The sequence below is a fragment of the Indolivaga capnocytophagoides genome, assembly GCF_036511535.1.
Classification (GTDB): Bacteria; Bacteroidota; Bacteroidia; order Bacteroidales; family Dysgonomonadaceae; genus Dysgonomonas_A; species Dysgonomonas_A capnocytophagoides.
Map to the genome: position 1 here is coordinate 1,276,500 of NZ_AP028867.1, position 25,689 is coordinate 1,302,188.

General features: G+C 35.8%; 20 protein-coding genes. 11 read left to right on the plus strand and 9 right to left on the minus strand.

The window, feature by feature from the left end:
- Positions 1 to 32 precede the first annotated feature (32 nt).
- Together AABJ51_RS05315 and AABJ51_RS05320 are read left to right on the plus strand one after the other, a co-directional pair.
- The gene (locus tag AABJ51_RS05315; RefSeq protein WP_338374675.1) at positions 33 to 1,877 is read left to right on the plus strand and encodes a DUF3857 domain-containing protein; all 1,845 of its coding nucleotides are present in this window, start codon (positions 33 to 35) and stop codon (positions 1,875 to 1,877) included.
- Positions 1,874 to 3,841 (plus strand): DUF3858 domain-containing protein, encoded by a 1,968-nt coding sequence (locus tag AABJ51_RS05320; protein ID WP_338374676.1) that lies wholly within the window; start codon positions 1,874 to 1,876, stop codon positions 3,839 to 3,841. Before AABJ51_RS05315 ends, AABJ51_RS05320 begins: the two co-directional genes overlap by 4 nt.
- A gap of 43 nt (positions 3,842 to 3,884) precedes the next feature.
- On the opposite strand, the gene AABJ51_RS05325 is transcribed toward AABJ51_RS05320, so the two are convergent.
- Together AABJ51_RS05325 and AABJ51_RS05330 are read right to left on the minus strand one after the other, a co-directional pair.
- A complete protein-coding gene (locus AABJ51_RS05325; RefSeq protein WP_026627460.1) occupies positions 3,885 to 4,181 on the minus strand; it encodes a winged helix-turn-helix domain-containing protein in 297 nt (98 codons plus the stop codon).
- A 9-nt stretch (positions 4,182 to 4,190) separates the two neighbouring features.
- Positions 4,191 to 4,793, minus strand: a complete 603-nt coding sequence (locus AABJ51_RS05330; RefSeq protein ID WP_338374677.1) for a hypothetical protein — start codon at positions 4,791 to 4,793, stop codon at positions 4,191 to 4,193.
- A 585-nt stretch (positions 4,794 to 5,378) separates the two neighbouring features.
- Between AABJ51_RS05330 and AABJ51_RS05335 the strand changes: the two genes are divergently transcribed.
- The gene (locus AABJ51_RS05335; protein ID WP_134435356.1) at positions 5,379 to 6,245 is read left to right on the plus strand and encodes a helix-turn-helix domain-containing protein; all 867 of its coding nucleotides are present in this window, start codon (positions 5,379 to 5,381) and stop codon (positions 6,243 to 6,245) included.
- Between the two features lie 86 nt (positions 6,246 to 6,331).
- On the opposite strand, the gene AABJ51_RS05340 is transcribed toward AABJ51_RS05335, so the two are convergent.
- Together AABJ51_RS05340 and AABJ51_RS05345 are read right to left on the minus strand one after the other, a co-directional pair.
- Positions 6,332 to 6,673, minus strand: coding sequence for a MerR family transcriptional regulator (locus tag AABJ51_RS05340; RefSeq protein WP_026627463.1), 342 nt, complete (start codon positions 6,671 to 6,673; stop codon positions 6,332 to 6,334).
- A 44-nt stretch (positions 6,674 to 6,717) separates the two neighbouring features.
- Entirely contained in the window at positions 6,718 to 7,692 is a 975-nt protein-coding gene (locus AABJ51_RS05345) for a M23 family metallopeptidase (protein ID WP_026627464.1), read from the minus strand.
- 268 nt (positions 7,693 to 7,960) lie between these two features.
- On the opposite strand from AABJ51_RS05345, the gene alaS reads away from it, so the two are divergent.
- From alaS to purU, 6 genes are all read left to right on the plus strand, one after another.
- On the plus strand, positions 7,961 to 10,573 hold the full coding sequence (gene alaS / locus AABJ51_RS05350) for an alanine--tRNA ligase (protein ID WP_338374678.1): 2,613 nt from the start codon (positions 7,961 to 7,963) through the stop codon (positions 10,571 to 10,573).
- A 98-nt stretch (positions 10,574 to 10,671) separates the two neighbouring features.
- Positions 10,672 to 11,511 carry a toxin-antitoxin system YwqK family antitoxin gene (locus tag AABJ51_RS05355; protein WP_338374679.1) on the plus strand — a complete coding sequence of 280 codons (840 nt, stop codon included), beginning with the start codon at positions 10,672 to 10,674 and terminating at the stop codon, positions 11,509 to 11,511.
- A 178-nt stretch (positions 11,512 to 11,689) separates the two neighbouring features.
- The gene (locus tag AABJ51_RS05360) at positions 11,690 to 12,472 is read left to right on the plus strand and encodes a C40 family peptidase (RefSeq protein ID WP_134435360.1); all 783 of its coding nucleotides are present in this window, start codon (positions 11,690 to 11,692) and stop codon (positions 12,470 to 12,472) included.
- Positions 12,473 to 12,683: 211 nt separating this feature from the next.
- Entirely contained in the window at positions 12,684 to 13,814 is a 1,131-nt protein-coding gene (locus AABJ51_RS05365) for a hypothetical protein (protein ID WP_338374680.1), read from the plus strand.
- A gap of 161 nt (positions 13,815 to 13,975) precedes the next feature.
- Entirely contained in the window at positions 13,976 to 15,835 is a 1,860-nt protein-coding gene (locus tag AABJ51_RS05370) for a DNA topoisomerase IV subunit B (protein WP_338374681.1), read from the plus strand.
- Positions 15,836 to 15,903: 68 nt separating this feature from the next.
- Positions 15,904 to 16,764 carry a formyltetrahydrofolate deformylase gene (gene purU, locus AABJ51_RS05375; RefSeq protein ID WP_026627470.1) on the plus strand — a complete coding sequence of 287 codons (861 nt, stop codon included), beginning with the start codon at positions 15,904 to 15,906 and terminating at the stop codon, positions 16,762 to 16,764.
- Between the two features lie 72 nt (positions 16,765 to 16,836).
- Here the strand turns inward: purU and AABJ51_RS05380 are convergent, their stop codons facing one another.
- Positions 16,837 to 17,715, minus strand: a complete 879-nt coding sequence (locus AABJ51_RS05380) for a helix-turn-helix domain-containing protein (RefSeq protein WP_026627471.1) — start codon at positions 17,713 to 17,715, stop codon at positions 16,837 to 16,839.
- Positions 17,716 to 17,954: 239 nt separating this feature from the next.
- On the opposite strand from AABJ51_RS05380, the gene AABJ51_RS05385 reads away from it, so the two are divergent.
- Together AABJ51_RS05385 and AABJ51_RS05390 are read left to right on the plus strand one after the other, a co-directional pair.
- On the plus strand, positions 17,955 to 18,584 hold the full coding sequence (locus AABJ51_RS05385; protein WP_338374683.1) for an HAD family hydrolase: 630 nt from the start codon (positions 17,955 to 17,957) through the stop codon (positions 18,582 to 18,584).
- Positions 18,585 to 18,600: 16 nt separating this feature from the next.
- Positions 18,601 to 20,046, plus strand: a complete 1,446-nt coding sequence (locus AABJ51_RS05390) for a sodium:solute symporter (protein ID WP_338374684.1) — start codon at positions 18,601 to 18,603, stop codon at positions 20,044 to 20,046.
- A 47-nt stretch (positions 20,047 to 20,093) separates the two neighbouring features.
- Here the strand turns inward: AABJ51_RS05390 and AABJ51_RS05395 are convergent, their stop codons facing one another.
- From AABJ51_RS05395 to AABJ51_RS05410, 4 genes are all read right to left on the minus strand, one after another.
- Positions 20,094 to 20,888 (minus strand): NUDIX hydrolase, encoded by a 795-nt coding sequence (locus AABJ51_RS05395; RefSeq protein WP_051290817.1) that lies wholly within the window; start codon positions 20,886 to 20,888, stop codon positions 20,094 to 20,096.
- A gap of 118 nt (positions 20,889 to 21,006) precedes the next feature.
- Positions 21,007 to 21,432 carry a GNAT family N-acetyltransferase gene (locus tag AABJ51_RS05400; protein WP_026627475.1) on the minus strand — a complete coding sequence of 142 codons (426 nt, stop codon included), beginning with the start codon at positions 21,430 to 21,432 and terminating at the stop codon, positions 21,007 to 21,009.
- Between the two features lie 16 nt (positions 21,433 to 21,448).
- Positions 21,449 to 23,464, minus strand: a complete 2,016-nt coding sequence (locus AABJ51_RS05405) for an AAA family ATPase (RefSeq protein WP_026627476.1) — start codon at positions 23,462 to 23,464, stop codon at positions 21,449 to 21,451.
- A gap of 105 nt (positions 23,465 to 23,569) precedes the next feature.
- Entirely contained in the window at positions 23,570 to 25,615 is a 2,046-nt protein-coding gene (locus AABJ51_RS05410) for a M16 family metallopeptidase (protein ID WP_026627477.1), read from the minus strand.
- Positions 25,616 to 25,689 lie beyond the last annotated feature (74 nt).

A 25,689-nucleotide genomic window follows, 5' to 3' on the forward strand; every position in this document is an offset into this window, starting at 1 on the left:
TACTTTTGTGAATAAATCTTAACGAATAAAACATGCACTACATAACACTATTGGCTGGTTTTCTATTATCTATTTTATCATTGAACGCAGAAGATACACATGACTGTGAAATATTATACAGGTCATCACACTATCTAATAAAAGACAATAAATTAACATTGACAGACTCTATTTCCTTACAGATCAATAACAGAGATGGAGAAAATCAGGCAACAATTAGCATTCCATATTCCAAAGGAGATAAAATCAGCATCGGAGAAGCTTGGATTGAAGATATGCAGGGAAATATCATCCGTAAACTACGAAACAAAGAGATTTTGGATCGCAGCTATATTTCGAACATTTCGCTATACGAAGATGACTTTGTTAAAGAATTTTCATTAAAACATAATCAATATCCTTATATAATAAAGTATTCATACAAGATTATATACCCGAGATTTCTCCAAATAGCGACATTTGACTATACTCAACGGCAAATACCTGTAAAGGAAGCTATAGTCTCAGTTGAAACGCCACCGGACTTCAAGATAAAATATCAACAAAAGAATATTACTGATCCGGACATAATTAAAAGTAAGGAGTCAACAATATATAAGTGGATATTTTCATTTCTTCCTCAAAAAAAGGAAAGATATGGAACAGTCAACGATTCAAAACAACCGATATTAAGCATTGTCCCTCTAAACTTTAATTATGGAGCAAGTGGAAGCTTTGAAAACTGGAACACCTTCGGCAACTGGATATATCGATTGAATCAAAACAGAGATATATTGCCTGAAACAGAAAAACTAAAGATTGACGAGCTCTTAAAAAACGGAAAGGACAAAAAAGATAAAATAAGAACACTATACCACTATCTTCAGGATTACAACAGATATATTAATGTCTCGCTAAACATTGGAGGATTACAAACATATCCTGCCGATTATGTAACAACCAATCATTATGGAGACTGCAAGGCACTTACAAATTATATGTTATCGATACTTAAATATGCAGGGATAGAGTCTTTCTACACACTGATAAATTCCGATACCTCAATAAAGGACATTGATACGACATTTGTTCATCTAGCATTTAACCATGTTATCCTAACGGTTCCTCTCGAAGAAGATACACTTTTTATTGAATGTACAAGCAAAACTCTTCCTTTAGGATATATACATTCATCTATACAAGGGCGAAAAGCTTTACTTATCACCGAAAATAATAGCCGCCTGATCAACATCCCTACCCTATCTGATAGTGATGTATTATGTAATACAAACATTGAGGCTCAAATCGATGCAAATGCCAATAATACAGGGATCATATATGCAATGACAACCCTGCGGGGCATCGAATTCGAAGAAATGAATTATATCGTTTCAAACAAGAACAAAAGTGCATACGAAAAATATATCATTTCAAACATTATACCTAAAACAATAGATCAACCGACCATCAACATCGGAGAAATAGACAGAGACAGTCTCTTCATAAAGATCAAAGCTCAGGGTCAAACAGGTTACTCATTCAAAAAAATAGGCAAGAACATTGCTATCACACCTATAAACAACCTAATACCGACATTGGAAAGTATCGAAAACCGGAAAAGAGGTATACAGATTGACTACCCGACACACAGAACAGAGAATCATACATACGAAATACTGAATGAATCCATCTCGAAAATACCGGGCAGTATCATGATCAACAGCCCATACGGCAACTATACACTAAAATTCGACAAGGATGGAAGCAAACTCCACGTACAAAAATCCGTCCTTATCAGATCGGGAAGATATACAATAAATGAATATGCTGACTTTTTTGATTTTATCAAAAAAATAAGAAATATCGAAACAAAAAAATATTATATAGAAATACTATGAAATTACTTTTCACACTATGCCTCATACTGGGAATAGCAAGTCTATGTTCAGCACAAGAGAATTATTCCGAACAATACGGAAAAATAACTCAATACGAGATGTCCATGACCGAATATGAAAATGATCCGGAAGCTGAAGCTCTCGTTATATACAGCTTAGGGAATAATTATTTTCGGGGGGATGACGGTGTTGGTTTTTTTCTGCATATGGAGGTCAGTAAAAAAATAAAAATATTCAAACAAGCAGGTGTAAGCTATGCCAATATAGAGATTCCTTACTATACCGGAGATCGGGGAGCAGAAGAAATTCAGGATATAGAAGCCATTGTTTATAACATGGAAGGCGGTAAACTTGTAAAAAGCTATCTCGACAAGAAAAAAATATTCGAGGAGAAAGTAAACAGCGATTATTTTTTAAAAAAATTAGCCCTCCCCGATGTTAGGGAAGGATCCATTATTGAATACAAATACAAAATAAAAACTCCTTATTTTTTCAACATGAGAAGATGGTATTTTCAAGAAAAGATACCAGTTATTCATAGTCGTTTAAATTATAAAGCGATACCATATTACGAGTACACATACATAGTCAGAGGAACTACAGAATTTGACGAATTCGAAACAAAAACTCCTAATCGCGATGTTTCTTTTGCAGGACTTACATACAAAGAAAAAGAATATACATTCGGGATGAAAAACTTACAAGCCTTCAGGGACGAAGATTTTATCAGCTCCGAAAAGGATTATATAATCAGTATTATTTTTCAGATTTCACGAACATACTCATTCTATAATGGGGCAAAAAGAGATTACATGTCGACATGGCCCGATATGTGTGACGAATTTCTTAAATTCTCAAATTTCGGCAAGTACATCAAAGACAGTGAAAAAGAGGCGAAGAAAGTATTACCAGCCCTGAATCTGACCGGAGCTTCAACTTTAGAACAAGCTAAGTTAATCACCCAATATGTAAGGAACATGTATAGTTGGGATGGATTTAACGACAAATTTTCAACAAATAAACTTTCGGATTTTCTTAAATTAAAAAAAGGAAATGTTGCAGACATCAATCTGTACCTAATCGGCCTGTTAAAAGCCGCCAACATAAGTACTAATCCTGTTGTATTAAGTACGAGAGCAAATGGAGCAATAAGTAAGTCTCACCCCTTTCAACAATATCTAAACTACGTAATAGCAAGGGTTTCTATAGATGGATATACATATTTTATCGATGCATCTGAACCATTACGGTATTTCGACGAATTACCGACAAGATGCATAAATGTCGAAGGATTGGTCGTAAAGCCAAAATCTGAAGAATGGACAGTAACTTCGCAAAAAGAGATAGCCTCTACCTGTAAAAAATTTAAAATAAACATAAAACCAGAAAAATCACTTTTAGATGTAGACATATCATACACACTGAAAGGAGAAGATGCATACCAATATAGAGATATCTATGGAGGTAAAGACGAAAATTTGAAAGAATATTTCAGAAAAAAAAATAACATCTTAGATATAGACAGTCTGAATATACAAAATTACGACAAAGCCGATCAGCCTTTTGAGTTTACATTTAAGACCCAGACTTCATTTGAAAACGTATCAGGGAAACTCTTCATACACCCTTTTTGCAATTTATCGGTGTCTCAAAATATATTTAAGCACGAAAAGAGGTCACTCCCTGTGGATCTGGTGTATCTCCAGGAAGAATCATTCGTTTCTACGATTACAATACCCGAAGGATATAAAATAGAACACTTGCCGGATTCGGTTGATCACAATGGACGGATCATGGCAATCCTTTACAAAACGAAAGTTACAGACAATACAATTCAAATAGAAGCATCATATAAATTTCAAGCAAATATATATGATGCGAAAGATTATATTCGATTAAAAAATTCTTTCGCTGTTCTAACCAAACATTTATCAGATATGATTGTTCTATCGCGAAAGGAATAAGTACCTTATAAATAAAAAAAGAAAGCTTGAATGCTTTCTTTTTTTATTTATTATTTATGAGTCGTTCCAAAGCGTTAATATGCTCTTTAAACACCTGTCGACCTTTCTCTGTAACGCTATATGAAGTATTGGGTTTACGCCCTACAAACTGCTTCTTAACTACGATTACTTCTTCTTTCTCCAAAGCCTTAAGGTGGCTAGCCAGATTCCCGTCTGTTACATTCAGCAGATCCTTAATTGTATTAAAATCCACACTATCATTGACAACCAATACAGACATAATACCTAGACGCACACGGCTGTCAAAGACTTTATTTAATCCTGATATTATATCTTTCATAACCAAATATCACTTTTTCCGAACCTTATAATCGTATTTCAAATACATATAAGCTCCATATATAATATGCAATAAGCCAAAACCTATAGTCCAAATCAACAATCCATACTGAGGAATAAAACCGGCAATAAAACCCAAAAGTATTTCACAGGCTCCAAGTACTCGTATATCAGAATAACTACGAGCACCAAAACCAATCAGGGCAATACCATAAAAGATCAACATTGTTGTAGCAACAAGCGATGGACAATCATTATAAAGGAGAATAATACAAAATACACCTCCTATAACAAGAGGAATTCCTCCATCCCTGAAAAGGCCAAAAGAGATCCCATTAAACAGCTTCATTCCTGATTTTTGGGCCTTTCTCCAAGAAAAATAAACACCCAAAGCCACAGATAAAATCAACACTAAAGCCGATAATATAAATAAATCGGTCAACGCACTGCCTGTAACAGATAAATTATCATACACTATTTTATAAGCGATCATAGCACCAACAAGAGCCACACAACCGGCTGCCACACCAGATATACCACTAAGAGTCAAAAATTTGCTTGACTTTTCCATAGTAGAACGTATATATCTTAAATCATCTATATTTTCACTCATACATATTTGCTTTGAGATACAAAGTAAGTGCTTTTATTTTAAAAGCAACAGTACTTTTTTAGGAGAATATAATATACATTCAAATTTAACAATTAAAAAAAATAGTTTACAGTATCTAAATCAATAAAACAAACATCTCATTCTCTTAATTATAAAGAAAGAGAATGAAGATTAGCTTATTTCATCTAAGTTAAAAAAAACAGTTTCACAAAATATTAAATTTAACAATACGGATTAAAATTAACATATATTTCGTATATTTATAAACAGTTTTTCAATAATTATAAATACTTTTGCATGAACATTGAATATAGTAGAAGGAAGAGTGTGTAAGCTTTTATTTTAAGAGAAACAGATATTCTATTTAATTTATTTATACGTAGCCTGAAAAGTCGAATGAGTTTGCTTTCACCCTGTGTATATATCGACTCTATCCCGTGTCAAGTAAGTAAATTTATTATATAAGTAACAGCAAGTATTTATTGATGTATTTTAAATGATAAGCAGCTCTTGCTGTATGCTTGCAAAGTTAAAAATAGGTCTAAGGCCTTAGAATCAAATTAAAACAGATTAATATCAGTATAAATGGAACTGTTATATCCTCACGAGCATCTAAATTGCTATAACTACGAAAAGGGCGATCGCCCGGCAATCGATCCTATATATTTGAATACTGAAGACAGATACAATATCGACATCTTAGAAAATAAGATAATTATATTACGAAGCGGACTCCTCAATTTTTCTTTTGGCTCTCATCTCAATCAAACACTTACTCCGGGCAATATGATTATAATTCCCGCGGGTTTCAGATTCACGTCCAAAGCATTAGCTGACACAAATATACTCATCTTCAGAATCAGAACAAATGTAGAACTCTGCGAAAGATTTGCACTGGAACAACTGCTGCTGGAAAAGGAAGATGGTGAAAATTTCGACAATATAGGAGTACTTGATTCGAACGAGGTTATAACAGAGTATATAGAAAATCTGATAAAACACATAACTGCAGGTCTCAGATGTTTCTATTTTTACGAAATAAAAATCAAAGAGCTATTCTTTTTATTAAGAGGGTACTACGTTAAAAAAGAACTTCTTCACTTTTTTTACCCCCTATTAAGCAATGATTTGACATTCTCTAATTTTATCTTACAAAATTATCATCAGGTAAGGACAGTCAAAGAGTTAGCAGAACTAACCAATTATAGCTTATCGGGATTCGAAAAGCATTTCAAAAAAGTTTTTGGAATTTCGGCTAGCCAATGGATGAGAAATCAACGAGCTAAAATAGTATACCACGACATTAATAACGGCAACAAAACTTTTAAAGAAATCAGTTACCACCATGGGTTCACCTCTCCGGCTCACTTCAACGATTTTTGCAAGTTACATTTCGGGGCTACTCCCGGACAAATACGCAAACGTAAGTTTCACCCAAAAGGTGAAGTCTGAATAACCTTCAAGTATTAAGTAAATGAAAGCATTTAATGATATATCTTTAAGCTTTAACGGACAAAGCAACAAACAAGTCTGTGACCTTAAAGGCTATCCAATCCGCTTTTCAGATTATTCAATTCGGCTTTGATCTTTTCCAATCGTCTCAATAACTCCAGACGGCGGGTTTCTTCATCCTTTTTTACTCGCAAAGTCTGACGGGCTCCTTCCAGAGTCAGCCCCTTATCTTTTACCAAAGAATATACGAGAGCTATCGCTTCAATATCAACACGTGTATACTGCCTTACTCCGCTGGGGGTTTTCTTCGGCTTAATTTCCTTAAATTCAGTCTCCCAGAAACGAAGAAGAGACTCATTCACATTAAAATGAGCTGCAACTTCTTTTATCGAATAGTATAATTTTTTATCATTATCAAAATCAATCATCGATTTCTATTGTTGACTGTTTACTGATTATTACAAATTAAATATTAGTCCATAACCTGACCATGATTGTCAGCTATACGCAACATCTGATCATATTCTTCAGGAGTAAGATCCATAAAGTAGTATTTAGCCGGATTATCGGGTTTACCCTTAACATGCACTTCGTAATGCAAGTGTGGACCTGTTGATTTTCCGGTGCTCCCTATTTTTCCGATGAGCTCCCCTCTCTTCACTTTCTGTCCTTGCTTCGCAACATACGCGCTCATATGCCCGTACAATGTTTCAAATCCGTAACCATGATCTATAATTATACAGTTCCCATATCCCTGACGCCATTCAGACCAAGTGACAACACCATCTCCTGTTGCATATATATCAGTACCTTCTTTAGCGGTAAAGTCCATTCCGGCATGAAAACGTAATGTACCATACACAGGATCAATACGAGTACCATATCCGGAAGCCACCCTAGACAAGTCTTTATTAGCAACAGGCTGAATGCTGGGTATATGCTGCAAACGATCTTTCTGTTGCTTGGACAGATTCAGTATTTCATCAAAAGACTTGGATTGGACATATAATTGACGAGAGATCAGATCCATTTTTTTAGAAGTCTGCAAAATCATGTCAGGGTTAGACAGTTCAAGCAAATAATCATATTTTCCTACACCTCCACCTGCAGAATTACGAATCGCAGAAGCAATAGGATCGGCATGAAAAATAGCTCGGTACATATTATCATCCCGCTGTTGAATATCTTTTAATACGTCGGATACATTATCTAATCGCTTCGACAATATATTATATTGAGCACGAATAAGCTTATTCTCTTTTTTAAGTTCCATTTCCTTAGGTGAATCAAGCACATAATACATCAAAGCCCAGAAGCCAACAGCCCCAAGTATGATTCCACCTAACAAATTACGGATTATAATGAAGACCTTTTTACCAATACCAGGATAGACACGCTCATAAGTGAGTGATTGCGGGTTATATATATAATATACTTTTTTTGCCATTCTGTATGATAAAACTCTCCGATTTTATTTTCGATATAAGCGCAAAAGTAAAGTTTTTAGCTTATTTTTGCAAACTATTATTTATTAAGAATATGTAAAAAGGCCACTGACCTGTTTATGACTTTAATGAGTAAAAGAACCTGAAACTGTAGCAATTGGACTGAATAAATTGAGATCATTCACCCTACTAATACATAATCAGTTACATTAAAAGCCAAAGTAAATTATAAATCAGACAGTACAATTAAATATTTACAATTACTAAAACATGATGACTTCTAAAGAAATCCGTAATTCATTCAAAGAATTTTTCAGATCAAAAGGACATCAGATCGTTCCTTCTGCACCTATGGTTATAAAAGACGATCCTACCCTGATGTTCACGAATGCCGGAATGAACCAATTCAAAGATATTATATTAGGTAACTCACCTATTAAATATCCCAGAGTCGCGGATTCTCAAAAATGTCTTCGGGTAAGTGGCAAGCACAATGACCTAGAAGAAGTAGGACATGATACATATCATCATACCATGTTCGAAATGCTAGGCAATTGGTCATTTGGCGACTATTTCAAAAAAGAAGCTATCGACTGGGCATGGGAATACCTGACAGAAGTAATCAAATTAGATAAAAACAGGCTGTATGTTACAGTATTCGAAGGCAGCCCCGAAGAAGGACTTGACAGAGATACTGAAGCTGCCGGATATTGGGAAAAACATCTTCCAAAAGACAGAATAATCAATGGAAACAAAAAAGACAATTTCTGGGAAATGGGAGAAACAGGACCTTGTGGTCCTTGTTCCGAGATACATATAGATATACGCTCCGATGAGGACAGAGCTAAAATAGACGGAGCTGCACTTGTCAACAAAGATCCGGATGTAATCGAAATCTGGAATCTGGTATTTATGCAATACAATCGCAAAGCAGATAAATCATTAGAACCTCTTCCTGCAAGAACTATAGATACAGGGATGGGCTTTGAGCGGCTTTGCATGGCTATACAAGAAAAAAAATCGAACTACGACACTGATGTATTCCAACCTCTGATCAAAGCGATAGGAACATTATCGGATACAACATACGGAACAGACAGCAAAAAAGATATCGCTATGCGGGTTATTTCCGACCATATCCGGACAATAGCATTTTCTATTGCAGATGGACAGTTGCCATCCAATGCTAAAGCCGGATACGTTATCCGACGCATTCTACGCCGTGCAGTCCGCTATGGATATACATTTCTGAATCAACACAAAGCCTTCATGCATAAGCTCATACCGGCACTGATTGAAACTATGGGGGAAGCCTATCCCGAACTAGTTCAACAACGGGTATTGATAGAGAAAGTAATCAAAGAAGAAGAAGAATCTTTCCTTAGGACTCTAGAAACAGGAATCAAGCTGCTTGAAAAACAAATAACAGAAACAAAAGAAAAGAAATCGATGGTGTTAAATGGTGTCGATGCTTTTACCTTATATGATACATACGGTTTTCCGCTGGATTTGACAGAACTTATACTTCGTGAAAACGAAATGACTGTGGATGAAGAAGGTTTTAAATCTGAAATGCAGAAGCAGAAAGATCGTGCACGTAACGCCGCGGCTATAGAAACAGGGGATTGGGTTACGATTCGTGAAGGAGATCCCGAATTTGTAGGATATGACTATATCGAAACCGATGCCGAAATTCTTCGTTATCGCAAGATTAAACAAAAAAGCAATGAGTTTTATCAAATCGTATTAAACCGTACTCCTTTTTATGCTGAAATGGGTGGTCAGGTTGGTGATACCGGATGGTTAATAAATGATGATGAGAAGATAGAAATACTTGATACAAAAAGAGAAAATAATCTATCTGTCCATCTGACAAAAAGACTTCCAAAAGATGTTACTGCACATTTCACAGCCCGTATAAATAAGGAAGACCGCATAGCAACTGAATGCAACCATACTGCAACTCACCTATTGCACGAAGCTTTACGAGAAGTGTTAGGTGTACATGTCGAACAAAAAGGCTCATTTGTATCGCCGTCAGTACTCCGTTTTGACTTTTCTCATTTCCAGAAAATGACAAACGAAGAAATACGGGCAGTAGAACGTTTAGTCACTCAAAAAATAAGAGAAGATTTTACCCTAGAAGAAGCCAGAAAAGTACCTATTGCCGAAGCTAAGGAAATGGGAGCTATGGCTCTATTTGGCGAAAAATACGGCGACGAAGTACGTGTAATCCGCTTTGGAAGCTCAGTCGAACTATGTGGAGGAACTCATATATCATCAACAGGCCGTATAGGTTCATTCCGTATTGTGAATGAGAGTTCTATTGCTGCAGGTATCAGACGTATCGAAGCTATTACAGCATCAGTTTGTGAAGAGTACTTCTATACTCAACAAGATGTGATTACTGAATTAAAATCTTTGATGAATAATGCTCCCAACCTGATTCAGGCATTCCATAAATTCTTTGAAGAAAATGCCGAAATGAAAAAACATGTCGAAGGTTTGATGAAAGAGAAAACAATTCAGTTAAAAGATTCGGTTGTAAAAAACAAACAATTCTCAAACGGTATATTGATCTTCTCTTTAAAAGGACAATTTCCATCTGAAATAGCAAAAGATATAGCATTCCAGATCAGAGGTGAATACACCGATCATGCCGTTTTCATCGGTGCAACCGAGATCAGTGGAAAACCAACCCTTACACTTATGCTCTCGGATGATTTAGTGGCTCAAGGATTGAATGCATCTCAAATTCTTCGTGATGCAGCTAAGCACATACAAGGTGGAGGTGGAGGTCAACCTCATTTTGCAACAGCCGGAGGTAAAAATTCCGAAGGATTGGAAAAAGCAATGAATGAGATTATTGAGAAATTAGCATAATCGTAAGATTTATCTTATATTGAATGGCGGATCCTTTAAAAGATCCGCCATATTTATAAAAATACACTTAGGGATTATATTTAATAAAACAACACGATATGAAGCAAGTACTCTTTTTATTTGTCTTTTTATGTTCAACATTCAGCATACAGATACGAGGACAACAATCAATCAGAATCAGTGACATAAACCTAGTTAACTTGGGAAACGGGCAAACCTATGCTCACAACAGAGATGAATCAAAAACCCCAGTAAAAGGAAAAGTTAGAATAATAACAGGCGTAACAACCGAATACATTAATGCTCAATTCAATGATGAAGGATTAGCCATTGGTAAATGGGAATATTATAAGAATAATGAACTGAGATCGTATATCTCGTACCAAAATGGATACATGAACGGAGAATGGGGAGAGGTATCTTCTTCAGGTGATCTAAAAGAAAAAAGAGAGTATAAAAATGGAGAAAAAGACGGAGAATGGATTAAGTACTATGATCCAGAAACACCCAAAGAGATAAAGGTATATCAAGATAATAAACTATGCCAAACAAAAACATATTATACTAATGGCAATTTGGAATCAGAACGCAACTTCTCGAATGGCAAAGAGCATGGTTCATATAAACGATATACACTCGAAGGCAATCTTAAAATGGATGAGAACTATGAAAATGGTAAGAAAGTCGGTAAACAGATTGTATACTACACCAGTAATTTATCCGACTATATAGAAACATCCAATTATTCATCTTTAGGTAAACTCGATGGAGAGTTTTCTCAGGTTTATACAGAAACAAAAGCGACAAAAGTAAAAGGACAATATACCAAAGGCCAAAAGACCGGAGTCTGGAAATACTATTCATTAAGCGGAAAGCCGATAAAGGAAGAACTATATGAAAATGGAGTATTAAAAGAAACCCGAAAATTTGAAAATTAAGGTAAAATACCTATTCGAGATTCACCTCAAAGTCTTTCACTTCAAAAAATCTGGTATTGTTCGATTTTACTAAACAATACCTTTTTTATTATATTTGCTAAATAGTTAATTCTACAAACTTAATAAGTATATAAGTTTATCCTCCTTGTTATAGGGTGCATCAATTAGAGAAAAAACAATGGAAAATTACGCGATTTATCTTAATACCGTGCTTCCGGTACGAGCCAATGCAGACGAAAGATCCGAGATGGTTACACAGTTACTGTTTGGACAAACATGTGAAATAACAGAAATATCCGGTTCGTTTTCTAAAATTAAAGATTCGGACGATGGATATGAAGGATGGGTGGATACAAAAATGCTAACTCATATAAATGAATCCGAACATAACAGTTTTCAAACATCTCCGGTTTTCCGCACTTGTGTTCCTTTGGCAGATGCATTCTGCCTTACCGACAAGATGGTATATCACCTGTCAGCAGGCAGTAAACTACCAGATTATAATCCTGAAACAAACAGTATAGAAGTTTCAGGTAAAAAATTCCAAATACACTCATCATTTGTCAGTTACATATCAGATCAGAAAAAACAAAACATTGCTCCTACTGCTAAAATGTTTCTGAATACACCATACCTTTGGGGAGGAAAAAACATTCTGGGCATTGATTGTTCGGGTTTTACACAGATTGTATTTTCATTATGCGGATACAATTTATTACGGGATGCTAGTATGCAGAATACACAGGGGTCCGCTATTGATTCATTAAACGAAGCAGAAACAGGAGATCTCATATTCTTCGATAAAATGGGAAAAATTACGCATGTAGGTATTTATCTGGGCGAAAACAAAATCATACACGCTTCAGGCAAAGTAAGAATAGACAAAATAGATGATACTGGCATTTTTAATACCGAAACAGAAAATTACACACACTCATTAGCATCCATACGAAGGATATAAGGTTCCATATCTATATTTATTACTTAGACCAAAGTATATCATTAAATACTTTCTTTTACTTAATCATGCTGGAATTAAAAAAATCTTATCTTTGCAGTGGAAATTGAAGAGTAACAAGGTCGAAGATCTGTTCGTTAGGTTGGTAAATAAAACTGCCAAAGTCAATTAAGTCTAAATAATTTCAATTACTTATTAAGTTTAAGTATAAAGAATGTCGATAAAAATAGTTGAAGTAAACGATAAAGCTTCAAGAAAAAAATTTGTAAAATTCCCCACTTCGCTTTATAAAGGCAATCCATATTATGTACCCGCATTAATAATGGATGAACTGGCCTCTATCGATGAAAAAAAGAATCCGGCGTTCGAATTTTGTGAGCAGCAATTATTTCTTGCTTACAGAGATAATCAAATAGTAGGACGTATCGGAGCCTTTATCAACCATCGGTCAAATGAACGGTGGGAGCAACTGCATGCACGTTTTGGATTTGTAGACTTCATCAATGATAACGAAGTTGTCGACTCACTTTTTGCAGCTGCAGAAAAATGGGCTAAAGATAAAGGAATGAACGCCATTCAAGGACCTATGGGCTACACTGATCTCGATCGGGAAGGTTTACTTATAGAGGGCTATGATCGTATTTCGACAATGGCTACAACATATAGCCATCCCTATTACAGAGAACAAATAGAAAGATTGGGATTCGAAAAAGATGTAGACTGGCACGAATACCGTATTCCCGTACCGGAACAAGTACCCGAACGTCACCAAAGAATTGCACAGATTGTCGCTAACAAATTCGGATTGAAAGTCTTGAAGTTCAAAAGTTTAAAACAAGTAACGCCTTATGTCGATAAGCTTTTCAATCTGCTAAATGTAGCCTATGCCCCACTCTACGGATTTGTACCTTTGACAAAAAACCAAATAGATCACTACGTAAAAATGTATGTTCCGCTTTTGCGTTGGGACGTAGTCACAATTATAGTAAAAGAAGAAACTGACGATGTTGTCGGTTTTGGTATCGGATTACCCAGTTTATCAGTGGCTCTACAAAAATCGAGAGGTAAATTATTTCCGTTTGGATGGATATATTTGTTGAAAGCATTGAAAAGTAAATCGAATCCAGAAGTAGACCTCCTTCTGACAGGAGTTGCACCCGAATATCAAGGAAAAGGTGTAAATGCAATGATATTCAATGACTTTATCCCGTCATCACATGCTAGCGGTTTCCGATTTGCAGAAAGCAACCCTGAACTTGAGAGTAATAATAAAGTTGCAAATCAATGGGATGGCTTTAATGCCGAGCACCATAAAACAAGAAGAGCCTATATCAAAAAAATCTGATTTTAAGAGATTAGAAATTTTGCTATTACATCAATCAGAACAATAAGAAAGTCAAAAACTTTAATATATCAATCAAGCAGGATTAGTCTATGAATCCTGCTTGATTTTTTTTGTAAAAATCATTATCTTTGTTCGAAACCCTTTTACTGAAACAACAAAGCATGGAAGAAGAAGAATTGGAAGTTAATTTACCTCAGGAAAATTATTCAGATGATGACATTAAAACCCTTGATTGGCAAGAGCATATACGTCGCCGTCCGGGTATGTACATCGGTAAATTAGGAGATGGTTCATCACCTGATGACGGAATCTATGTATTGCTGAAAGAGGTACTCGACAACTCCATTGACGAGTTTATGATGGGCTTTGGTAAAACAATCGAAATTACTATTGAAAACGGAGAAGTCAGAACACGTGACCACGGTCGTGGTGTTCCATTAGGAAAAGTAAAAGATGTATCCTCTAAAATGAATACTGGAGCCAAATACGACTCTAAAGCATTCAAAAAATCAGTAGGATTAAATGGAGTCGGTATAAAAGCAGTAAATGCATTATCATCATACTTCAAAATACAGGCATTCAGAGATAAGCAGACCGTATCTGTTGAATACAGCAAAGCTATTGTTACAAATGAAACCCCGATATCAGCTACCGACGACAATAACGGTACTTTGGTCGAATTTATACCCGACATAACTGTTTTCGGCGAATATCTATATCGTGATGAATATGTAGAAAGCTTATTAAAGAATTATTCATACCTGAATACAGGACTTACTCTCGTATATAACGGAAAAAAATTTCACTCGAAAAACGGATTGGCAGATTTGCTGAACGAGAACATGACATCCGAGCCTCTATACCCTATAATCCATCTCAAAGATGCAGATATAGAAGTTGTTATTACTCACAGCAATCAGTATGGCGAAGAATATTACTCATTTGTCAACGGGCAACATACAACCCAAGGAGGTACACACCAGTCGGCTTTCAGAGAAACAGTAGGACGTGTTATCAAAGAATACTACAACAAAAACTTTGATTACGCCGATATACGCAGCGGGATAGTTGCGGCAATTAGTGTAAAAGTAGAAGAACCTGTGTTTGAATCCCAAACTAAAACCAAACTCGGATCGAAAGATATGGGACCGGGTGGACCATCTGTTCAAAAGTTCATCGGAGACTTTATCAAAAAAGAACTCGACAACTATCTACACAAGGATGCAGAAACATCAGATAGCTTATTAAAAAAAATTCTGGAGTCGGAAAAGGAACGTAAAGCTATAGCCGGTGTTACAAAACTAGCTCGTGAGCGTGCCAAAAAGGCTAATTTGCATAATAAAAAACTACGAGACTGCCGCTATCACTATACAGATTCTAAAGGAGACAATCTGGATAATACATGTATATTTATCACGGAGGGAGATTCGGCAAGCGGGTCGATCACCAAAAGTCGTGATCCGAATCTTCAGGCGGTATTCTCTTTACGAGGTAAACCGCTGAACAGTTTTGGGCTTACTAAAAAGATTGTATATGAGAACGAAGAATTTAATCTACTGCAAGCCGCTTTAAATATAGAAGACGGTCTGGATGGACTTCGTTACAAAAAAGTAATTATCGCTACTGATGCGGATACTGATGGTATGCACATCCGTTTGTTATTACTTACTTTTTTTCTACAGTTCTTTCCTGACCTGATTAAGAAAAATCACGTATATATATTGCAGACACCTCTCTTCCGTGTAAGAAATAAGAAGGAAACAATCTATTGTTATACCGAAGAAGAACGTATTGCAGCAATAGCCAAACTAGGAGCTAATCCTGAAATCACACGATTTAAAGGTCTTGGAGAAATATCACCTGATGAGTTCAAACACTTTATCGGCAAAGACATGCGTCTGGATAAGGTAACAATGAAGAAAGAAGACCTTGTGAAAGATATGCTTAATTTTTATATGGGTAAAAATACTCCCGAACGTCAGGTATTTATCATCGATAATCTGATTCCGGTAGAAGATTAAACACCTACATTATATTATATTAACCTGTTTACAATCATTAAAGTAAATTATACCAACTTAAGATAGAAATGGAAGATTCGCGCGCAATTATTTTGATATATTCTCCTGACCAACCTGGATTGGTCGCTGCAATAACAGATTTTATAAATGTAAATGGAGGAAATATCATCCGCCTCGAACAGCATGTCGATAAACAAGAGAATATTTTCTTTATGCGCGTCGAATGGGATTTAGAAAACTTTATCATACCTAAAGAAAAGATTGGAGAATATTTCCAAACTATGTATGCCAATAAGTATGATATGACATTCCGTCTTTATTTCAATGATTATAAACCCCGTATGGCAGTATTTGTATCAAAGATGTCTCACTGCTTATTTGATATACTTGCCAGATACACTGCCGGAGAGTGGAATGTGGAAATTCCACTGATCATCAGCAATCACGAAGATCTTCGCTGGGTTGCGGAAAAGTTCGGTATAGAATACCATGTTCTGAAAATAAATAAGGACAATAAAGAATTGATTGAAGCCGAACAAAAAGCATTATTACGAGACTATAGCATTGATTTTATTGTTCTTGCACGTTATATGCAAATTCTTACCGACGATTTTATCAGAGAATATCCCAATCGTATAATAAACATCCATCATTCATTCCTACCTGCTTTTATCGGGGCAAAACCATATCATGCCGCATATCAGAGAGGTGTGAAAATTATCGGGGCAACAAGTCATTATGTCACAACAGAACTGGATGCAGGGCCTATTATTGAACAAGACATCACACGCATTACTCATAGAGACAGCGTGACTGATTTGGTTAGAAAAGGTCAGGATTTGGAAAAGATTGTGCTATCTCATGCGATTGAATACCACATCAACCATCAAGTATTGGTATATAAAAACAAAACAATATTATTCTCCTAAGAGATTTCAGACTCAATATACAAATAAGCTCAATATTCTATTCAGATATTGGGCTTATTTTTTAGGTTAAAATCAGAGTTCAATTTCATCTGCAGAAATATATCCGTGACTGATACAGTAGAAGATCAAACCGGATACTGTTTTTATTCCTAGCTTAGCTGTTATATTTTTACGGTGAGAAAGCACTGTATTTAAACTTATATTTAATCTATCAGCAACTTCTTTATTCAACAACCCCAAAGCAATCAACTTTAAGACCTCTAATTCTCGGGGAGATATAGTCTTTTCACTATCCATCTCAGGCAATGCATCACTGCTTAATAAAGTCTGCCAATCATCAAAACCAGCTTCGGCCAATTTGCTGATCATCGGTTTAAGTATCTTTTCCCGTATACGATTATGCTTACCCAAATCATTCAACAACGTATCTACGGCAAAAACCACCGCAAAACATAAATTCTCATTGAAACTTCCCGTAATATGCTTAATCAGAATATTTTTCAAGTCTAAAAGTAGAGCATACGAAGTATCGTCGTCTAATAATCCACTATTAATACGATGCAACAGTTCCTCTTTGAACTTAAAAAAGAGCTTCCGAATTAAAAGTAACTGCGTATTATTCGGATCGCTCATAGCTATAAAGGCATTTAAGTGCTTCTCTATATTAGGAATCTGAGCATGAATATAGTATCCATCGGTCTGTTTTAAATAATTGCTCACTAAATCAACATCGAATCCCTGCAAAAGTTTCTCAGGAAAGTAATCCTCATTCAGATATGTATTCAAAATTGCCAGAAAAAAATCAGGATTCAACTTATGTTCAAGACATATTTCAGCTACGGTCTTTTCTCCCAAACCTAGTTTCAGTCCAAATCGATTTATAACCGGAATTAATAAATAATTCTCACAAATGCTTTCCGAAAGAACAGAGGATACCGAAAGAAATGCCATAACTAATAAATTCAAAACAATGGTTTTTCAAAATTACTGAATTATTCCGAGCTATACTTCTTAATCATTCAAAAATTGAATTGACTGATCCATTTTTGTTCGTAATTTTACCACTGCATATTTACTTAGGGTCTCAGACCTTTTTATTAACTTTGCAAGCATAACAACAAAAGCAGGTTATCGCTTTAAAGTACATCATTAAATACTTTCTGTTACTTATTTTAAATCAACTACAACGAATGAAACCCGACAGTTTAATTTTTGATATGGACGGCACTCTTTGGGATGCTGTAGCTACTTACGCACATTGCTGGACACAGGTATTTGCCGCCAATGGTATTGATAGAAAAGTGGAAAAAAAAGATATACAAGGATACATGGGTATGGAAGCAAAACAAATCTATAGAGTAATGTTTCCAGAACTACCCGAATCAACTATCGAGAAATTGTATAAAGAAATTGTTATCAAAACAGACGAATTATTACCTCAATTAGGTGGAGAAATATACCCCGGTGTATTAGAAGGATTGGAACAATTATCCAGAAAATACAAATTATTTATCCTTAGCAATTGCCAAAAAGGCAGTATTCGTGATTTTATGGTTTTCACAGAAACGAAACCTTACTTTTGTGATTATATTGAGTACGGATCTAACTTTCAGCCTAAACACATAAATATGAAAACTCTGATTGACCAGTACAATCTAAAAGCTCCGATGTATATCGGTGATACCGACTCGGATCGTAAACAATCAGATTTGGCCTCTGTTCCCTTTGTTTTTGCAGCCTGGGGCTTTGGAAATACAGACTCATATGCTCACAAATTCGATCAAATGAAAGATCTTACAGATCATTTTCTTAGTCTTTAAAGTCATATAGTAACTTATGTCCGGAACTCTTATACTAATCATATTCGCTGCATATTTCGGATCTCTTTATCTGATTTCTCATATAATAAGTAAAAAGAGTTCGGACAACGATGCTTTCTTCTCAGGGAATAAAAAATCCCCATGGTATATCATTGCCATTGGTATGATTGGGACAAGCATATCCGGTGTAACATTTGTATCGGTTCCGGGCATGGTTGGCAAATTCGATATGACTTATATGCAAATGGTGTTCGGATTTTTCTTCGGATATCTTGCTGTGGCATATGTTTTATTACCCTTATACTACAAACTGAATTTAATATCAATATATACTTATCTCGACCAACGTTTTGGTTTTTATTCTTACAAAACAGGTGCTGCATTTTTTATACTATCACGCATAATAGGATCTGCAGCGAAACTTTATCTGATAGCTCTTATACTCCAAACCCTTGTATTTGATTATTGGAATATCCCCTTTGAAGTTACAGTAACGGGTATTATTCTTTTTATATGGTTATATACACGCAAGAGTGGCATTAAAACAATTATATGGACAGATACACTTCAGACATTATCTGTGATTATTGCTGTAATACTTATTATATGGCAAGTTTCGCATTTACTTCATTTTAATGTATCGGATGCAATTAATTATATCAGTAAAAGCCCTCATTCCAATATTTTTGTTTTTGATTGGAATAGCTCTCAAAATTTCTTCAAGCAATTCTTCAGCGGCATATTTATAGTTATTGTCATGACCGGACTCGATCAGGATATAATGCAAAAAAACCTAAGCTGCAAAAACCTGAAAGATGCCCGTAAAAACATGCTTACATACGGATTTATGTTTATCCCGATCAATCTGTTATTTCTGGCTTTAGGAGTATTATTACTTATCTTTTCTGGACATCAGGGAATTACTCTACCAGTGATTTCTGACGAGATATTACCCTTCCTCGTAAGCAATTACCTGGGAATAGGCTGTCTTATATTCTTCACGGTAGGTATTATAGGAGCATCTTTCGCCAACGCCGATTCGGCACTTGCATCTTTGACAACTTCTTTCTGTGTAGATATTCTAAATATATCTTCCTTAGATAAGGATCGGGCAACCACTATGAGAAAAAGAGTTCATTTCGGTATGAGCTTAGTTTTTATATTAGTCATTCTACTTATACACTACATCGGGCAGGATAATATACTAAATACAATATATAAAGTTGCCTCATACACCTATGGACCCTTACTCGGTATGTTTACCTTTGGATTATTCTCCAAAACCAATATTAAGGATAAATATATGCCCATAGTCTGCATTGCATCACCAGTAGCCTGCTATGCCATAGAAGTTATTCTTCAAAACTATCTGAACTATAAAGTTGGATACGAAATACTCATGCTGAACGGACTGTTAACAATTATAGGTATGCTGATTATAAAACAAAAGCCGCAACAATAATTCCGGCCGTTATATAAATTCCATTATTTGTTAATTTCACATATCCATCAGAAAAACGAACTGCTCCAAGACATCAGATACATACCCGAACGCTCAGCTTCTGCATATCTGTCCTTATTAAAACTGTATAGATAAGGGGCTTTATGAGCTCCCGCCTTTCTTTTTTCCTCCAATTTAGTAATTAAACCTACCGAAAGCATTTTACGCTGAAAATTTCTTCTGTCAAGTTCCTTTCCTATAATAGCTTCATAGACCATACGTAATTCCGGCATTGTGAATTTCTCGGGAAGTAACTGAAAACCAACAGGAACATAACCTAATTGAATTCTGATTGAAGAGATTGCTCCGTCTATAATATGACGGTGATCAGAGTATAAATTAGGGAGTTTATTTAAGGAAAACCAGTCTAGTTCTTCAACGTCATGATAAACATTCAAATTAACTTTAGTGTATTCTACCAATGCATAATATCCCATTGTTACAAAACGGCGTAAATACCACTTTGCAACATCTGCATCCATATTCAGATCTTCTATAAACTTCTTATTATCAGAAAAATCAAGACGATTACACTCTCCAAACAAATGAAATTGTTTTAAGAATACATCGTCCAATCCAGTTCGTATATTCAAAACCCGGCAAGCTGCATCATCAACATTCTCATCCACTCGAACAAAACCTCCGGGCAGCATCCAATTCTCGCTTTTTAACAATTTATTAAGAAGCACTTTGATTTCTCCCTCATGAAAAGAGAATATTACACAATCAACAGATATACTATCCAGATATTCTTCCTGTGTAGGGTATGTCAACGACTCCCCAGATTTAAATAGTCGGGTCATAGATGTATGTGTTTGATTTTCTTATAAAATTGTGCTATTATCGCCTAATAACTAACGTTGTCGTTTTATTTTAACATTTCTATTTACAAAGTTAATAGAAAATCTCACACAGCCTAATTTATTCCTCAATAAAACCTTTGTCTACCATTCTTTCTGGATTAGAAAATAAAGCCATCCCTGTCCTCATTTTCTTAAAATTGAGTTTTCTATAAAAATCCTCTTTCCCAGGTGATGCATATAATATAAAATTACAATCGGGAGTCTTAAGCATTAGACGTTCAACAATTTCGCGTCCGATACCCAAGCCCTGATAATCAGAATCTATAGCAACATCATATAACGCAGACTGTCTTATACCATCAGAGATCAACCGTCCGAATCCTATCATTTTTATATCATCAAAAACGAAGATCGAGGCATAGCTGTTTTCAAAAGAAATCCGATGTTTTTCTTCGTCAGTAAAAGACATGCCAACTCTCTCCAATAAACGGGGAACACATTTCCAATCTATCTCATTAAGATCTTCTTTATATCGTAAATTCATGTCACTTTTATATCAATTATTCCTCATCATCTTTAACACCTCTTATTTCTCTCGCAATCATCAAATGTCTTTGCGCCATTTCTTCACTGCCTATATTGGCATAAGCCTGAGCCAGATATTCATGACAGGCCGCATGGTCGGCTTTAATACCCGAAGCCCGAGACAAGTCTGTTATAGCGAGTTCGTATTCTTCCATAGCTATCCTATTCTTCCCTCTATTGTAAAGAGCCTTAAATAGCATCGGACTTAGAGAAACCGCTTTATTAAAACAAACATCTGCTTCATAATAGTCTTTCAAATCATAGTGGGTAACACCCATTCTTACCCATGCATCTACATAAGTAGGATCGAGTTCCAATGCCTTTTTAAAGTTAGCCAAACCTGCTCTTGTATCTTTGTACGAAACAATACATTCATTACCCAACAGATAATACTCTTCGGCATACTTATGCAATGCTTTTCGTTGTTCCAGCATTTTACTGATAAGCAGCTGATTTTGATCTTTCAGTTCCTTTATTACGTTCAATTTTTTACGAATAAAACGCTTCGACAAAGGTTTTTCTATATCATAACGTGCTCTGATTGCTTTAAAGAACGTCTCAATACTTGCTTCAAAGTCATCTTTATCAAACAAGTCTACGGTTTGCTTATAAAGATAATCGGCATCAGATTCCTTCAACGCTTTTTCTATCAATTGCTGATTGTTAAATTGACGGCTGAATTCTAGGATTTCAGATCTGACAAATACATCCGATCTGCCAATTGCCTTCTTTAAAGTCATACCTTCCAATGAAGTACAACGGCTCAAAGCGACATATGCCTGCCCTCCTGCAAATACACCACCATTAAAATCGACGATCACCCGATTAAAGGTCAATCCCTGACTCTTATGTACAGTAATAGCCCAAGCAGCCTTCAATGGCAGCTGGGTAAATGTGCCGATGATTTCTTCTTCGATTTTTTTCTCCGCTTCATTATACTTATACCTGTAATTACGCCAAGTTTCCAAGTCAACTTGTACTTCACGTCCATCTTCAAGCAGTACATATACATTGTCATACTCATCAATGTTAGACACAACCCCCAGCGAACCATTTACCCATCGGCGAGGCCATTGCATATCATTTCTGATAAACATAACCTGTGCATGCTCTTTTAACAATAAATCTTTGGCTGTAGGCAAACTCGATTCGGGAAAATCACCATCGATCAATCCCGGACTTAAAAATTCGGGAGTAGACAATTCTGCCATTTTCCGTTCATTTATATAATCAACATTATCCCGCTTGGTTGCTAATGTGATATACATTTCATCTGCTGACGGATTAAATGACGGATTGTATCGGCTATTTAATGTCTGGAGATCTAACGCTCCCACACTTCCATTCCGAATTTTATCCAGAATAGAAATAAAAGCCTTGTCTGACTGACGGTATATTTTCGTAAACTCTATAGGCACAAGTCTTGTTTCTGAGAATACTTTTGCCGAAAAGAAATAAGGATTCGGATAGAAGCGGTTAAGAATATCTTTTGAATCACTTGTTACAACCGGTTCAAGCTGGAAGACATCCCCAACAAAAACCAACTGCTTACCCCCAAACGGAGTCCGCATATTATTAGAATATACCCGAAGGATACGATCTATACAATCAACCATATCAGCTCGTACCATCGATATTTCATCAATAATAATGAGTTCTACCTCCTGAATCAGCTTTTTATGTTCCTTCTTATATTTAAAAAATTCGAATATCCGACCATTAACCAAACTCAAATCCGGATCATCGGGCAACATAGGGCGAAAAGGTAATTTAAAGAATGAATGTATCGTTGATCCATTGGCATTAATGGCGGCAATACCGGTCGGAGCCAGTACTATAAATTTCTTTTTAACAATTTCGCAAAGATGCTTCAGAAATGTAGACTTACCTGTACCAGCTTTTCCTGTAAGAAAAACCGATTGCCGAGTACGGGTTATCAAATCCAAAGCACTCTTAAATTCAGGGTTAGATGTATCTATTATCGGGGTCAAAATATATCAATTTGAATATCATGACAAAGGTATAAAAAAGCCTCGAATCAGAATCTGATTCGAGGCTTCTTTTAAGTATCTAAATGCAACTATTATCGCAAATATTTATTGAAAATCTGCATCAGAAACACCCTCATTAATTTTTACATCAATCACGTTGAGTTCAATTTCCATACCTACATTTAACGTAGATTTGTAAGGAATCTTTACTCCAGATATTTCTTTATAATCACCATAATATCCAATCTGATCTACGGTCTGACCTTCAGCGACTTCTTTTTTGACACCTTCGGCTACTTTTAATCCAGTTTTCACATCATAAAAGAATGACACATCGCCATCAACTAGCTTATAAGTATCCGTACCGTTGATATTTTCAATACCTGCAAGTTGAATACTCGAAGAATTAACCATCAGCAATTCGGGAAATACGGCAGCATATTTTAATTCAGCCAGATCATCGTCTGTCATATCTTTACGTTGTCCCTGAATTTCCGCATAACCTGACTTTCCATTATAAACGGTTTTCAGCATAGTCATCCCCATGACTGATACATTCTGAAATGATTTTCCATCAGCAGTTTCTTTCTTTATTAAAGTCAGTTCCTGTCCCTGAATCTTAGCTTTAGAAGTTACCATTAAGGTTTTGATCTGCTCAAGTGCGGATTTACCTCCCACCACACTGATATATTTATCAAGAATACTTTTGACCGTAACATCCGACGAAACAGCTTTAGCCTCGGGTTTGGCGACAGGATTACCGTATTTATCGAAGTAGTTGATAGGCAGCCCTATCTTTTCCAATCCGGGTAATACATCAGAGGCCTTTCCGGCAATAACAATACGAGCTGCATCATCTGTCAGATATTTACGGGCAGCAGCCTGTACTTGTTCCAAAGTCACAGCTTCGATATTTTTAATATAATTCTCATAAAAATCGGCAGGTAAATACTGAGTTCTTTCTCTTAAAGCAAAACTAGCTATTGTCTGAGGTTTCTCTGCATTCATAACAAATGAACCGATAAATTTAGCCTTTGCCAACTTTAAAGCATCTGCTGTAGGAACTTCCGACCTGATGCGTTTCACTTCTTTCAACATTTCTACTACAGCACTATCTGTTACTGCATTACGAACAGCAGCATATGCTCTGAAATCTGAAGTATATTTATCTCCCGAAAGATTAGAATAAGAGCCATATGTCCATCCATGTCCTTCGCGAAGGTTCATAAACAAGTAGCTATCACTGCTTCCTCCAAGAATATAATTTGCAAGCATTGCCGCAAGATAATCAGAATCAGTCATTTTCAAATTAACTACATTATTCACCGAAATCTCAGATTGAACGGCATTTGGAACATCGACGAAATCAATTTCAGTATTAGTCAGATTTGCAGGCTCTGTATATTTAGAAACCGGAGCCGGAGTTTTTTTCCATGAAGAGAAATTTTCGGCTACCAATTTTTTAGCATCTGCAAATGTTACATCTCCAACTATAACCAGATAAGCATTAGTTGGTACAAAGTTTGTCTTATAATAGTTCTTCACATCAACTAGCGAAACCTTACTGATAGACTGCTCGGATAGATATTCTCCGTAAGGATGACTCTTTCCATATATAAGCACACTCCGTACACGGTTTGCGATTGATTTTGTACTTTTTTCGTCAGCCTTCAAGCCATCCAGAGATTTAGCCTTTTCGCTATCCAGCTCTTCCTGTGTAAACAAAGGATCTAAAGCCCCCTTAGCAACTAAAGATAAAGTCTGTTGGAAGTATTTTGAAAGACTGTTTCCACTTATATTTTCAATACCAAAACGAACTGATGACCCCAAGAAATCAAGCTGTTCATTAAAATCATCTTTTGATATTGTTGAAGTTCCATTTCCCAGCATCGAACTGGCTAAATTACTTACCCCTTTGATATCACCTTCCACACTCGGCTGGTTATCTAAAGCCAAAGTAAATGTAACTCTTGGCAGCTTATGGTTTTCAACCACAAGAACAGTCAATCCATTGGGTAATTTAAAACTTTGTGCTTTGCCTAAGTTTACTGTTGGAGCAGGACCCGGTTTTGGCTGAACCGACCTGTCGACCTGAGCTTGCAGCGATACGCTTAATACAAATGCCAGGGCTACATATAATATTTTTTTCATATTCGTTTTCAATTTTAGATCTCTGAACTATTTAGTAACAGAAAGTATTTAATGACGTATTTTAAGCGATAACA